Genomic DNA, 12,596 nt, shown 5'->3' with positions numbered 1-12,596 from the left:
GCATGCACAGTTGGTTCCCTCTCATTTGACGGTGCCTTTTACGAGCGCGAGCAGGTCGCCGCCCGCATAGCGTATGCCCTTGAGCCCTGCGTTTTCTGCGCAGGCCATATCGGTCTCGCTGTCGCCGACGAGGTACGACGCGGCCCGGTCGATATCGTACTTCGCGCAGGCGGCATCGACCATTCCCGTCTTGGGCTTGCGGCAGTCGCACGGCTTCGCATACTTTGCAATCTTCCCGCCGACGTAATGCGGGCAGTAGTAGAGCGCATCGAGATGGGCGCCGGACGCTGCGAGCGTTTCGTTCATCCAATCGTACACGCGCACGACGTCCGACGCCTTGTAGTAGCCGCGCGCGACACCGCTCTGATTCGTGGCGACGACAGCAAGGTAGCCGTGCCCATTCACATAGCGGACGGCTTCCTTTGCGCCCGGCATCCAAATGAAGTCCTCGATGCGGTGCAGGTAGCCTACATCGCGGTTGAGCGTGCCGTCGCGATCAAAGAATACCGCTTTATTCGCCATAGCTGTAATAGCCGCCCCGGTTTAGGAAGCCGACGTACTCCCGCACCGCCGCTTCCATTTCCGTGAAGCCGCCGTCGTAGCCTGCATTCAGAAGGTGTGTCGGATCCGCTTCGGTGAAGTTTTGATACTTGCCGCGCAGGATCGCGGGGAACTCGCGATAGGCGATCTCGCCCTTGCCGAGCGCCTTGATGACCGCCTTTGCGGCTTCGTTGTAGCTGTGCGCGTGCCCCGTCCCGCAGTTGTAGATGCCGGACGGCCCACCGTTCTCCCAAAACCAAAGATTGACCCGGACGACGTCCTTGACGTAGACGAAGTCGCGGCGCTGCTCGCCGTCGGCGTAGCCGTCTGTGCCTTTGAAGAGGCGCGCCTTCCCCGTCTCCTGGATCTGATCGACGAGCTGATAAAAGATCGACGCCATCTTGCCCTTGTGATGTTCCTGCGGTCCGTAGACGTTGAAATACCGGAGCCCGACGATCTGGCTGTGCGCCTCTGGGACGACCTGCCGCACGTAACGGTCGAAGACAAGCTTGCTGAACGCGTACGGATTGAGCGCATCCTCGCATTCGTCCCCCTCGCGAAATCCGTTTTTCCCCGCGCCGTAGGTCGAAGCAGAGCTCGCGTAGAGGAACGGGATGCGGTGCTGCAGGCAGAAGTGCAGCAGCAGCTTGGAGTATTCGTAGTTCGTCCGCATCATGAAGTTCACGTCGTACTCCATCGTATCGGAGCACGCGCCCTCATGGAACACGGCGTCGATGTCCGTGCCGTCGAAATCGTCGTTTTCGATGCTCTGCAGGAAATCGTCCTTGTGCTGGTAATCGATGAATTGCAGGCCGCGCAGATTCCTGTAGTTCTGCCCGTCCTTCAGGTCGTCGATGACGAGAATATCCGTGCGCCCGCGGCGATTGAGTTCCTTGACGATATTGCTGCCGATGAATCCGGCGCCGCCCGTTACGATGATCATAGTGATTCCTCCCTACTCGTTTTTCCCGTCTCCTGCAATGCCTGCAGCAGTTCCTCGCGGCTCACGGCGTACGTGCCGAGCTTCGCGACGACGACGCTCGCGGCGAGGTTCGCGAGATACGCCCCCGCGGCGCTCGCGAGCCCGCCCGCGAGCGCCATCGCGAAGACCGCAATGACCGTATCGCCCGCGCCCGACACGTCGAATACTTCCTGCGCCTTCGTCGGGATGTGCGTCGCATCCGCTTCGCGGACGAAGGTGAGCCCGCACTCGGAACGCGTCGCAATGACGTTCTTGATCCTGAACTTGCGCATGACGTAGCGCACGGCTCGTTCGACTGCCGCGTCCTCGTTGCGAACAGGCTCCAAAAGCACCTGGTTGAGCTCCTTGAGATTCGGCGTGACGTAGTCCGCATTCGCGTATTTCGTCCAATTCGCCCCCTTCGGGTCGATGACGACGGGCACGCCATGCGCATGGCAGTTTTTTATGATGCGGCGGCAGAGCATCTCCGTGCAGGCGCCCTTGCCGTAGTCGGAGATGATGACGCAGTCGAGGCTTTCGCTGAGCTTCTGCTCAATGTAGTGCAAGAATCGCTCGGCGTGCTCCTCGTCTATCGGGTCGTTCTTCTCGAAGTCGAGACGAAGCATCTGCTGATGGCCGCCGATGATGCGCAGCTTCGTCGTCGTCGGGCGATCGGTCGTCACGAGCCCGCGGTAATCGATGCCGCGCGCGACGAATTTGTCCGTGAGACTGTGGCAGTGCTCATCGTCGCCGACGAAGCCGGCAATGCTCGTCTGACAGCCTAAAAGCGCGAGATTGTGCGCGACGTTCGCTGCACCGCCGAGCGTCTCCTTCATGCCCGTCACATGCGTGATGGGCACGGGCGCTTCAGGCGAGATGCGCGTGACTTCGCCGTAGTAGTATTTGTCGAGCATGACATCGCCGACGACGAGGATCTTGCAGCGATCGGTCTTTTCCGCGACGAAGTCTCTAAGTGCTTGTTTGTCCATGGGTTCCCTCATAGTTCAATGACGCGGCATTCGTACGCGCCGTAGTGAGCGGGCAGTTGATACGCAGGTGCGCCGTCATAGCGTTCGAGGAGTTCCTCCACGTACTGCATCACGACGCCTACTGGGATATTCTTCATGCACGCCATGTTTTCCTTCCCCGTCTTTGGGCACTCGTGAAGGCCGCATGGGTGGCACGGCGCGGGCGTCTTGATGAGCACGTCCTTTGCGTCGTACGGGTAGAATCCCGGCACCGGCGAGGCGCCGAACATCGTAACGATCGGCACGTTCATCGCGACGCCGACGTGCATGGGCCCGGAATCCGTCGTCAGAAAGAGCGAGCAGCGGCGCAGCATGCCCGCGAGAACGGCGAGGCTCACCTTTCCCGTAAAGACGTGGAGCTTCGCGCTCGCCTTCTCCTGCATCTTTTGGATGCAGGCGGCGACGAGCGCCTCGTCCATCGGTCCACCGAAGAACGCGACCGCATAGCCGCGCCGTATGAGCCGGTCTGCGCATGCGGCGAAGTAGCGGTCGAGCCAGCGCTTCGTCTTCCAGCTCGCGCCGATATGGAACGCGATGACCTTTTCCCCCTCAGCAAAATGCGCCTTCCAAATCCGCGCCGCCTCGCCTTTTGCCGCATCCGCGAGCCAAAGCTCGAGCCCGCCGTCGTCGATCTTGTCCTTCGCCACGATGCCCGACGCTTCAAGCACCTCGAAATGCGAGTGGATCTGATGCATGACCGCCTTCTTGTTCGGAAGCACCATGTCAAAAAAGAAGGAAAAGCCCGGTTTCGCGTAGCCGACGATGCGCTTTGCGCCGGAAAATGCCGCGAGCGCCGAGGCGCGCTCGTTGCGGTGCAGGTTGATGACGAGGTCGAAATGGCGCGCCCGCACCTTTCGGATATAGCGGAGGAACGAGCCGAAGTGGTCGTCTGCGCCCTTCTTGTCGAGGAGCATGCAGCCGTCGATACGGCGGTTGTGCTCGACGAGATCGCGGAGCTTCTTGTCTGCGAGCAGCGTGAGCCTCGCCTTCGGGTAGTTCGTGCGAAGCGTCCGCAGGACAGGCGTCACGAGCATGAGATCGCCGATGTGCATGAGATTGATGACGAGGATATTCTGATACACGTTATTCTCCCTTCACGATCATCCACCAGCCAACGGTACGGACAGCGGGCAGGATCCTTGCGACATCGCTGCGCGCCGCCTGCAAGTCGCCGGGTTCCATCTGCGGGATCGGCTCCGCCTCTTGTCCATCGGTCGCCCCGAAAAAGCCGCCTGCCGTCCACGTCGAATTATTGAATGCCGCACGGCTCTTTGCGAGCCCGGGACAGAGGGAATGGTACGCGTAGCCGGCCGGCGCGATGAGTTCCAGGAGCGTCGGCACAATGGAGAGGTGCCCGCCTGCGGCATCCTTTGGAAGAATGTCCTTGGTGATGCCGTTTCCGTACAGCACGAACGGCACGGCCTCATGCTCGTAGCGCGTCGGATGCCCGCTCGGATCCATGCGCACGCTGTGATCGCCCGTAATGACGAAAAGGCTTTCCGGATACGCCGCGCGCGTCCTTCGCACGAAGTCGGTCACGACCTTGTCCATGTAGGCGTAGTGCCCGAGCTCCAGCGCGAGCTCCTCGGGATCGGGCACGTCCTCCAAGGCGTCCACCGCCTCGCGTATACGCGCGAGATCGATGCCCTCTGCGGCGAGATCGATGTTGTACGGCGGGTGATTGGACACCGTCATGATGAGATGCACCGTCGGCGGCTCGTCTGCCAGATGATCGTAGAGGGCATCGAAGAGGCAGCCATCCTTCGTCCCCCATGCGCTCTGCCGCGGCGCATCGAAGTCGGGATAGCCGTAGAAATGGTCGAAGCCCTGCGCAAGCGAGACGCGATTGATCGAATCCCATGCGGGCAGGCCGCCGTACCAAAAATCGACTTGATAGCCGAGCGAATGGAACGGAGGTGCCATCGCCGTCGCATACGGTGCCTCAAACGTGCGCGGCTGTACCTGCGGCGCGACGTGCACCTCCGGCAGCCCGCAGACGAATCCCATGATCGCAATCGATGTGTACTCGCCGTTCGGCAGGAAGGCGCGCGTCGAATAGGCATCCGTTTCCGCCATCAAAGCGCGAAGTCCGTCTGCCGCGTGAAGCGAGGCATACCGATCGAGCGCCGGCCACATCGCCCACGTCTCGCCGAGCACGATGAAGATATGGCGCGGCTTTTCGATGCGCGCGCCCGCCGCCCGCCGCAGGAGATACGGCGCGACCGCCGTACCGTCCACCGCATCGTGCCCTGCGATCTGACGCAGGTGCTCCTCGATGCGGTCCGCCTCGACGCCTGCCGTCTCTCCCGCCTTCATCTGTTTTTCGATCGAGCGGACGCGGTAAAGCGCCTGCACATCATCGAGGATGCATTCATTGAGGAACGCGTCCTTCGTGATCCCCGCGTTTTCCCAGTTGATGCCCTTCTCGTAATTGAAGCTGCCGCCGAACCGCACGAACACGAAGAACAGCCCGATGGAAAGGACGAGCCCGCCCGCCGCAAGGCATCTTTTCCCATGTCCTTCGATGCGCGGCAGCGCGAGCGTGCCGAGCTGCAGGAGGCGGCGCAGCAGCAAAAAGAAGATCGCCGCCAAAAGGGCAGCGGCGGCTACACGCCACACCGCGCCGTACTGCTCGACCATCGTCCAAAAGATGGCGGCACGGTCATCCTGCAAGCCATGCAGGATCTCCATGCCGAACCCCGCATGGAATTCGCGATAGTACGGATAGCGCGCCATGAAGAGCACGGAGAGCAGAAAGCCTGTGAACGCGCCGAATGCGAGGCGCAGGCGCGGCCATGAAAGACGCGGGGAAACGACGCCCGCGAGCGTGACAAAGACGAACGGGAAAAGCGTCACTGCGCCTGCCGATTTCAAGGAAAGGCGAAGCCCCGCAAAAAGCGCGGCCAAGATGTCCGCGCGCGTCGTATCGGGCGCGAGAAAGGCGCCCATCGTGCCGATAAACGCCGCGCGATAGACGCAGAGGAGCAGGAGCATGGAAACGAAAAATTTCAGATCCTGCTGCACGTTTTGAAACAATCGGTCCAAGCGCATAAACTCCCTCGATCCCGTAGTGCCCGCCTCCTCTAGAGCAGTTTCTCCTCCACTTGTCCGGGCGTTATCGCCGCAAGGCAGTCGAGCCCTTTCGGGCAGGCGCGTTTCCAGCAGCCCCTGCAGGGACGCGCGGCCTCAATGGCGCCCTCCGCCTGCCCGTAGGGGCCGTTTCGGTTCGCGTCGGTCGGTCCCATGAGCATGACCGTCTTCGTGCCGAGCGCTGTCGCGAGATGCATGGGACCCGTGTCGCCGCCGACGACGGCGGCGGCGTGCGAGAGCACGCAGGCGAGTTGCGGCAGGGTCGTTCTGCCGACGAGGCTCACGGGCGGGATATCCGCCTGCGCCTCGATTTCCGCGGCCATCTGCGCATCCACCGCGCCGCCCCCGACGAGGACGGGACGGCGGCGCCTGGCGTAGAGCCAATCGACGAGCGCTGCGAAAGATTCCGCATTCCACCGTTTGTTCGGCCAATTTGCGCCGACGGCAAGGCAGACGTAGGCATTTCCCATATTGCCGCCCGCCTGATAAAAGATCTGCCGCGCCTGCTGCTCGACTTTTGCAGGAATTTCGAGCGGGAAGCGCACCTCGCGCACGGCGCAGCCAATCGCACGCGCGACATCGAGATAGCGCGCGACGATATGCCCATGCGCATGCGCGCCAAGGACAGGCTTTGAAACGAGGCTGCTGCCCTCGCGCATATTGCACATGCCGCGCTTTACCGGCGCGTCGGCAAGATAGGCAATCGCCGCCGACTTCAGAAGCCCCTGCAGGTCGAGCACGGCGTCATAACGGCGCGCTTGAATCGCCCGTCGGAACGGAGCGAAATGCGAGAGGAATCCGCCGAGCGAGCGAAACTCCTTTTTGTGAAAGGCCAATATCGCGTCGACGCAGGGATTGAGCTCCAGGAGCGGCTTTGCGGGCGGCTCGACGACCCACGTGATATGTGCCTTAGGGAACTGCTCCTTGATAGCATACGAGACGGGCAGCGCGTGAATGACGTCGCCGATGGCCGACAGCTTGACAATCAGGATCTCTTTCATGCAGTTCCGCCTTTCCTGAAATAAATGCGTCCAATGCGTCCATAAGCCTTAAGCCCATAAGCCCATAAAATGAAGCGGCCTGCTTTAGGAGGACGCCCTTCCGTCCGTCTGTATCTTCTCGATGATACGCGATGTCGAGTGCCCGTCGAGAAAGCGCACGATCTCGACGCGCCCGCCATAGCCCATGACGACCTTTGCCTCGGGAAGCGTATCGAGCGTGTAGTCGCCGCCCTTGACGTAGATGTCTGGGCGTACCTTCCCGACGATGGTTTCCGCCGTTCTCTCGCCGAAGAGCACGACGTAATCGACGGCGCGGAGCGCGCCCGCGACAGCAGCGCGGTCAAGCTCGCCGTTGATGGGGCGCGAATCGCCTTTGAGCGCGCGTACGGATGCGTCGGTATTGAGCCCGAGGACGAGCACGTCGCCGAAGGAGCGCGCCTGCTCAAGGTAGCGGACATGCCCCGCGTGGATGATGTCAAAGCATCCGTTCGTGAATACGATGCGCGTTCCGCCCGCGCGCAGGATGCGGCAGAGCGATTCGATGTCGCGATTCCGTACTAGCATGGCATTTCCTCCCTCCCGACCGCAGCGGCGCGCAAAAGCTCCTCTGCCGAGACGGTGCTCGTCCCCATCTTGCGCACGGCGATGCCGCTCGCAAGATTGCTGAGGCGTGCTGCCTCCGCTGGCTCCGCCTTTGCCGCGAGTGCGAGAATGACCGTCGCAACGCAGGTATCGCCCGCGCCCGAGACGTCGAACACTTCGCTGCGGTCGGTGACGGGGATCGTCGTCGCGCCTTCCCGCGTCACGAGCGTCATGCCGTCCTCGCCGCGCGTCACGAGGACGCCGTCTGCCGCGAGCTCTGCGCATAGTTCCCGGGCCGCCGCGATGATCGCCGCTTCGTCCGGCAGATCGCGGTGAACCGCAGCCGCGAGCTCCGCATCGTTCTGCTTGACGTAGCCGATGCCGTGGAATCGATGGATCGCGTAGCGCGAGTCGACGATGCTCGGAATCCCCTTTTCGCGCGCGGCGCGGATGAGCCGCTCTTTGAGCCGCTCCGTGACCGTGCCTGCGCCGTAGTCGCTGAGGACGATGCCGTCGATATGCGGGAGCAGCCCTTCCATGCGCCGCAGAAGCGCTGCCTCCATCGCGGCGGAAAGCGGCTCCTTGCTCTCGCGGTCGATGCGCACGATCTGCTGGCTGACCGTCGCACGGCCGCCCGCGATGATACGCGTCTTCGAGATCGTCGGACGCCCCTCGTCCGTGACGAGCGCACCCGTATGGACCCCGTTTCCTTCGAGCACGCGGCGAAGGCCCTCTGCGGCGCTGTCCCTACCGACAACGCCGACGGCGTGCGCGATGCCACCGAGCGTCGCGACGTTGTTCACGACGTTCGCTGCGCCGCCCGCGACGATCCTCTCGCCCGCCTGCTCCAAGACGAGAACGGGCGCCTCGCGCGAGATGCGCGAGATGCGCCCGTCGAGATAGATGTCCGCAACCATGTCGCCGAAAACGAGGATGCGCTTCTTGCGCATGGCGGTGAGAAGCTCCTGCCTATCGCCCATTTCCATCTTCCCTTTCTCTTTCCCCGCGGCTTTCCCGATCACCACGGTGTGAACTCGAAGCGAATCCCCCACGTATTGCGCTTGGAGCGGTAGCGCAGGACGAGCTCGCTGCAGTGCATATCGTGGTACCAGTAGTAGTCGATATCGTCCCACTTGCCCGCATCGAGATTGTAGCGCGTGCCGACGACGAAGCGATTGCGGTCATCGAGACGGTAGCTGAATCCCCCTTCGAGCTTCTTGGAAAAATCGTCCGTCTCGTAGTCGAAGAGACTGTTCCGCGCATTTTTCTTGCTGTAGTGATAGCCGACATACGCTGCCCAGCGCGCATCGAAATCCTTCGTCAGGACGCCGTCAAACGTGAGGCCCTGCACCTTGCTGCCGTCGTAGCTTTCCTTCGTGAGGTTGTAGCCCGTATGCAGGTAAAGCGTATACGTGCCCATCTTGATCGGGTCGTGCCCGATGCCGAGATCGTACGATGTATGGTTGCTGTGGATGCCCTTTTGATACCAGCGCCCGTATTCATAGCCGAGACTGTAGTAGAACGGGCTGCCCGCGATGTGGTCGCCGTAGCTCCAAAGGAACGACGGCTGCCGGCGGATCCACTTGCTGTCGCCGTCCTCGTAATGCCCGTAAACGACGGCCGCGCTCATCTTCCGGTTCGTCCAGCGCGCTTCGTAGTTGCTGCGCCAGCCGCCATGCTGTACGACGCGGAGGTTGAGATTCAGATCGACATGCTTCGCGAGCGGTTTTTTGATCCCGTACTCGACGGAAACGCCGTCGTCCGCATCGTAGCCAAGTGTCGGCAGATCCTGATGCTTGTTTTGCGGATTAAGATCCGCGACATAGTGGTCGCGCTGATAAAGGACCGTGGACTTGATCCAGAACTTCATCTTCTCCAAGACGATCTTATCGTGCGGATAGATGGTCATCTTCTCGGCGCTCCAGTGATAGTCTGGCTTCTTCGCGCCGCACTTCGTCGCCGTGCCGTCGTAGGCGACGTAGTGGTCGGGGTAGAACTCGAAGCGCTTGCCCGTGATGTAGTAGTGGTCGATCTTGCCGGCAGCATCCGCCATCGTGCCCGTATGCGTCGCGTAGTTGTAATTCGTCCGATAGCCGTCGAGCGTGATGCGCGCCATATTCGGCGTCATTTGGAGGATGTGCGCCTTGCCGGGAATCGTGATCTCCTGTCTCTGCAAATTGCCAGAGACGTCCGCCCCTTGGAAACGGTGCGCATCCATCTGGAGGATATGCACGTCGCCCTTCGCCGTAAAGTCGCCCGTCCGCTCGTCGTAAGCGAGGTCGTCGCCTTCAAAGGCGACGGGCGCGGGCGCCGCCGTATCGAGCGGATGGCGCAGGTGCTCCTTCATCGCCTCCGCATCGGCGAGGAGCTGCTTCTGCTCCTCGGTCAGCCGATTCTCCCGCTCCGCGCGGCGGTTGTTCTCGATGTAGTCGAGCGCCGTAACGCCCGTATCCGAACTCGACTGGTACGAGGCATGCGCCGCGCACGGCACGAGGAGCAGCCCCGTGACGAGCATCGCCAATGCCCTGTCTTTTCGTGTCATTCCGCCGCCTCCTCAGCCATGGCGCTCCTCATGCGATAAATGGAGTCCTTCATTCATGCTGCCCATGCGGTAGCCGCGCAGGTCGAGCGAGACGTGCGTGAAGCCGAGCAGGCGGAACGCCTCGTCCGTCGCCCTGCGCATCGCGGGCGTGAAGAACCGATCCATATCCTCAGGCATGAGTTCGATGCGCGCCGTCTTTCCCTCCGCGCCCTCCGCGCGCACGCGGAGCATGCGGAAGCCCTTTTCCATGAGAAACGCCTCGGCATGATTGACGCGCGCAAGCTTCGCATGCGACAAATGCTCCCCGTACGGGATGCGCGAGGCGAGGCAGGCAGCCGACGGGCGATCCCAGCCCGCAATGCCGAGGTCCTTGGAAAGCGCGCGTATATCCGCTTTGTCCATGCCGCACTGATGGAGCGGGCTCATGATGCGAAGCTCCCGCAGCGCCGCGCGGCCGGGGCGATAGTCGCTGTCATCGTCGCGATTCGTGCCGTCGACGACATAAGCGATCCCGCGATGCCACGCCTCCGCCTTGAGGTGCTTGAAGATCGCGTACTTGCAGTAGTAGCAGCGATCGTGCGGGTTTTTCTTGACGTGCGCGACTTCCAGGATAGGGAATGCCTCGACGACGTGCTCGACGCCCTCCTGCGCGCAAAAGGCACGCGCGCCCTCGATTTCGCGTTCCGGCACGAAATCCGACTCCACCGTAAAGGCGACGGCATGTTCGCCGAGCACGTCGTGTGCGACCTTCAGGACGAGCGTCGAATCGACGCCGCCCGAAAAGGAGACGGCAACGCTGCCCATTTCCTTCAGCAGGGCCTGCAGATTGTTGTATTTCGTAGCGAGTTCCGTATTCATTGTTTTCCCTCTGGCGCTCCCTTCCTACTCCTTCGGCTTGAGCATGCCGTTTTGGTAGGCAAGCAGCAAGTTATACAGATCCGTGATTTCTTCTTTCATGGCACGCCCTTCATCCGTATCGCCGACCGTACCGTGCCGTGCCTGCAGCTCGACCGTCTCGGCGACGGACTCAATGTCGCCGCTGCCGCGCAGCGCCTCGCGGACATTCGCGACCTTCTGGTGCTGCAGCAGGCGCAGGCCGCGCGAGTTCGAGATGAGCGTGTATCCTGCAATGCCCGTCTTCGTGTGATAGGCGCGGCAGAACCCGCCGTCGATGACGATCGCGCGGCCGCCCGCCTTGACGGGACTCTCGCCCTTCTTGACCTTGACGGGAACGTGCCCGTTGATGATGTGCCCGCGCGCGCCGTCCATGCCGAACTCCTCCAGCACCATGCGGCACGTCTCCTCCGTGTCGATCAGGCGAAAGTACGGGTCGGCCGGCTCTTTCCACGTCGACGCATCCGAAAGCAGGGCGCGCTCGAACGTCTTCATCTCGCGTCCCGACGCAGGCGAGAGCCTTCCGCACCAAAGGAAGTATAGAAAGTCGAGCGCCGGCTCCTCGCCGTAGAGCTGTGCCTCGCGCGCCATGCGCTCGCAGAAGTCGAACCACGCGCGCCCCCGATACGCCTTCCCGCCGAAGACGATCTCGCGCAGGCTGCCATCCGCATGCAGCGGCACGCAGCCGTGAAAGAGCAGGTTGCCGTTCGCGCAGTTGTATAGGCTGCCCTTTTGGTAGAGGTAGTCCACGTGGCGGCGCAGCGCGCTGCTCTCCGTGAACGCCGTGCGCAGCTCCGCCAAAATTGCCTGCTCGCCTTCCGTGAGCACGTACGGATCGCTGCCCTCCTCGATCGTCGGGAAATAGGCATGTTCGAGCTCGCAGCGCCTGCCGCCTGGAAGGACCGCGCACGAAGAGCGATAGTCGATGCAGTGGAGAAGGCGCCGCCCGTCCATCTGGAAGTCCGGATTGCGCGCGATGAGCGCCCCTTCGAGCTTGAAGAGCATCATCGTGATCGCGCGCTCCGCCGCACGGATCGGACGCTCGTCGGGATAGAGGTGCGCGGCGAACGTCGTGAGCGGGCGCATCGAAATGCCGTAGCCGCGTTCGAGGACGTCCGTATTGCCGTAGCGCAGCGAGTTGCGCACGACCGTCGCGATGCACGCTTCGCTGCCAAGCGCCGCGCCCATCCAAAGGAGGTCGTGGTTGCCCCACTCGATGTCGACGTTCGGGTGCTCCATGAGGCTGTCGAGGATCGCGTCGGGCCTGTGCCCGCGGTCAAAAAAATCGCCGACGATATGGAGCCGGTCCACCGCGAGCCGCTTGATGAGCACGGCAAACGCCTCGATGAAGTCCGCGCCCGCGTCGATCTGGACGATCGCGGAGAGGAGGCGCTGCCAGTATGCCATCTGTGCTGCGTCCGCTTCAGGACGCGTCGTCATGAGCTCGACGATGACGGAGGCGTAACGCGCGGGGATGAACCCGCTGACCTTCGAGGCGGGGTACTTGAAGCTCATGAGCTTCGCGAGCGCCAGGAGCCGTTCGAGGTTCGCGCGGTACCATGCAGGCGTCGCACGGCGTGTCTCCCGCATTTGCTCGATCTTCTCTTTCGGGTAGTAGATGAGCGTGCAGAACTCCGCCTGTTCAGCACGCGTCATCCGCGTGCCGAAAACGTATTCCACCTTTTCGCGGATGACGCCCGAGCAGTTGTTGAGAATATGGAAAAAAGACTCGTACTCGCCGTGCAGATCGCTCAGAAAATGCTCGATCCCCTTCGGGAGCGCGAGCCGCGACTGCAGGTAAATGAGCTGTTCATAGACGATTTCCTTCGTCGGGTACTTCTCCGCCAAAAGGCGGAGGACCTTGCTCGGCCGAGCCGCTGACCGCACCATCCCAATCCCTCCTCTTCCCATCCGCGAGGCCGCGCGGAGAAGGCACGGATAGAGTGCCTTCACCTTGA

At 62.2% G+C, this 12,596-nt stretch carries 11 protein-coding genes; all 11 read right to left on the bottom strand.

Features of this window, described 5'->3' with window-relative positions; genetic code table 11:
- Positions 1-21: 21 nt before the first annotated feature.
- The 11 genes from HMPREF1985_RS07675 to HMPREF1985_RS07625 all read right to left on the bottom strand — a co-directional run bounded on the left by HMPREF1985_RS07675 (position 22) and on the right by HMPREF1985_RS07625 (position 12,528).
- On the bottom strand, positions 22-522 hold the full coding sequence (locus tag HMPREF1985_RS07675) for a D-glycero-alpha-D-manno-heptose-1,7-bisphosphate 7-phosphatase (RefSeq protein WP_021772008.1): 501 nt from the start codon (positions 520-522) through the stop codon (positions 22-24).
- Positions 512-1,483 (bottom strand): ADP-glyceromanno-heptose 6-epimerase, encoded by a 972-nt coding sequence (gene rfaD, locus HMPREF1985_RS07670; protein ID WP_021772007.1) that lies wholly within the window; start codon positions 1,481-1,483, stop codon positions 512-514. Before rfaD ends, HMPREF1985_RS07675 begins: the two co-directional genes overlap by 11 nt.
- Positions 1,480-2,490 (bottom strand): D-glycero-beta-D-manno-heptose-7-phosphate kinase, encoded by a 1,011-nt coding sequence (gene rfaE1 / locus HMPREF1985_RS07665; protein WP_040637429.1) that lies wholly within the window; start codon positions 2,488-2,490, stop codon positions 1,480-1,482. The genes rfaD and rfaE1 overlap by 4 nt, the downstream gene beginning before the upstream one ends.
- An 8-nt stretch (positions 2,491-2,498) precedes the next feature.
- Positions 2,499-3,611, bottom strand: coding sequence for a glycosyltransferase family 9 protein (locus tag HMPREF1985_RS07660; protein ID WP_021772005.1), 1,113 nt, complete (start codon positions 3,609-3,611; stop codon positions 2,499-2,501).
- Position 3,612: 1 nt separating this feature from the next.
- Positions 3,613-5,580 carry an LTA synthase family protein gene (locus tag HMPREF1985_RS07655; protein WP_021772004.1) on the bottom strand — a complete coding sequence of 656 codons (1,968 nt, stop codon included), beginning with the start codon at positions 5,578-5,580 and terminating at the stop codon, positions 3,613-3,615.
- A 32-nt stretch (positions 5,581-5,612) separates the two neighbouring features.
- Positions 5,613-6,620 (bottom strand): glycosyltransferase family 9 protein, encoded by a 1,008-nt coding sequence (locus tag HMPREF1985_RS07650; RefSeq protein ID WP_021772003.1) that lies wholly within the window; start codon positions 6,618-6,620, stop codon positions 5,613-5,615.
- An 84-nt stretch (positions 6,621-6,704) separates the two neighbouring features.
- Positions 6,705-7,184 (bottom strand): D-glycero-beta-D-manno-heptose 1-phosphate adenylyltransferase, encoded by a 480-nt coding sequence (gene rfaE2, locus HMPREF1985_RS07645; protein ID WP_021772002.1) that lies wholly within the window; start codon positions 7,182-7,184, stop codon positions 6,705-6,707.
- On the bottom strand, positions 7,178-8,188 hold the full coding sequence (locus HMPREF1985_RS07640) for a bifunctional heptose 7-phosphate kinase/heptose 1-phosphate adenyltransferase (RefSeq protein WP_071782679.1): 1,011 nt from the start codon (positions 8,186-8,188) through the stop codon (positions 7,178-7,180). Before HMPREF1985_RS07640 ends, rfaE2 begins: the two co-directional genes overlap by 7 nt.
- Before the next feature lie 32 nt (positions 8,189-8,220).
- A complete protein-coding gene (locus HMPREF1985_RS07635; protein WP_021772000.1) occupies positions 8,221-9,744 on the bottom strand; it encodes a hypothetical protein in 1,524 nt (507 codons plus the stop codon).
- Between the two features lie 12 nt (positions 9,745-9,756).
- The gene (gene larE, locus HMPREF1985_RS07630; RefSeq protein ID WP_021771999.1) at positions 9,757-10,602 is read right to left on the bottom strand and encodes an ATP-dependent sacrificial sulfur transferase LarE; all 846 of its coding nucleotides are present in this window, start codon (positions 10,600-10,602) and stop codon (positions 9,757-9,759) included.
- 24 nt (positions 10,603-10,626) lie between these two features.
- Complete coding sequence (locus tag HMPREF1985_RS07625) at positions 10,627-12,528, bottom strand: fructose-bisphosphatase class III (RefSeq protein ID WP_040637427.1); 1,902 nt, start codon at positions 12,526-12,528, stop codon at positions 10,627-10,629.
- Positions 12,529-12,596: the final 68 nt, after the last annotated feature.

The organism is Mitsuokella sp. oral taxon 131 str. W9106, assembly GCF_000469545.1.
In the GTDB taxonomy this organism is placed as follows: domain Bacteria; phylum Bacillota; class Negativicutes; order Selenomonadales; family Selenomonadaceae; genus AWVT01.
Note: the sequence above shows the minus strand (reverse complement) of the source record. Positions and strands in the feature narration are given on the sequence as shown.

Excerpts from the sequence above, each read along its gene's own strand:
- HMPREF1985_RS07675 (WP_021772008.1), bottom strand. The coding sequence starts at position 522 with ATGGCGAATAAAGCGGTATTCTTTGATCGCGACGGCACGCTCAACCGC.
- rfaD (WP_021772007.1), bottom strand. The coding sequence starts at position 1,483 with ATGATCATCGTAACGGGCGGCGCCGGATTCATCGGCAGCAATATCGTC.
- rfaE1 (WP_040637429.1), bottom strand. The coding sequence starts at position 2,490 with ATGGACAAACAAGCACTTAGAGACTTCGTCGCGGAAAAGACCGATCGC.
- HMPREF1985_RS07655 (WP_021772004.1), bottom strand. The coding sequence starts at position 5,580 with ATGCGCTTGGACCGATTGTTTCAAAACGTGCAGCAGGATCTGAAATTT.
- HMPREF1985_RS07650 (WP_021772003.1), bottom strand. The coding sequence starts at position 6,620 with ATGAAAGAGATCCTGATTGTCAAGCTGTCGGCCATCGGCGACGTCATT.
- rfaE2 (WP_021772002.1), bottom strand. The coding sequence starts at position 7,184 with ATGCTAGTACGGAATCGCGACATCGAATCGCTCTGCCGCATCCTGCGC.
- HMPREF1985_RS07640 (WP_071782679.1), bottom strand. The coding sequence starts at position 8,188 with ATGGAAATGGGCGATAGGCAGGAGCTTCTCACCGCCATGCGCAAGAAG.
- HMPREF1985_RS07635 (WP_021772000.1), bottom strand. The coding sequence starts at position 9,744 with ATGACACGAAAAGACAGGGCATTGGCGATGCTCGTCACGGGGCTGCTC.
- larE (WP_021771999.1), bottom strand. The coding sequence starts at position 10,602 with ATGAATACGGAACTCGCTACGAAATACAACAATCTGCAGGCCCTGCTG.
- HMPREF1985_RS07625 (WP_040637427.1), bottom strand. The coding sequence starts at position 12,528 with ATGGTGCGGTCAGCGGCTCGGCCGAGCAAGGTCCTCCGCCTTTTGGCG.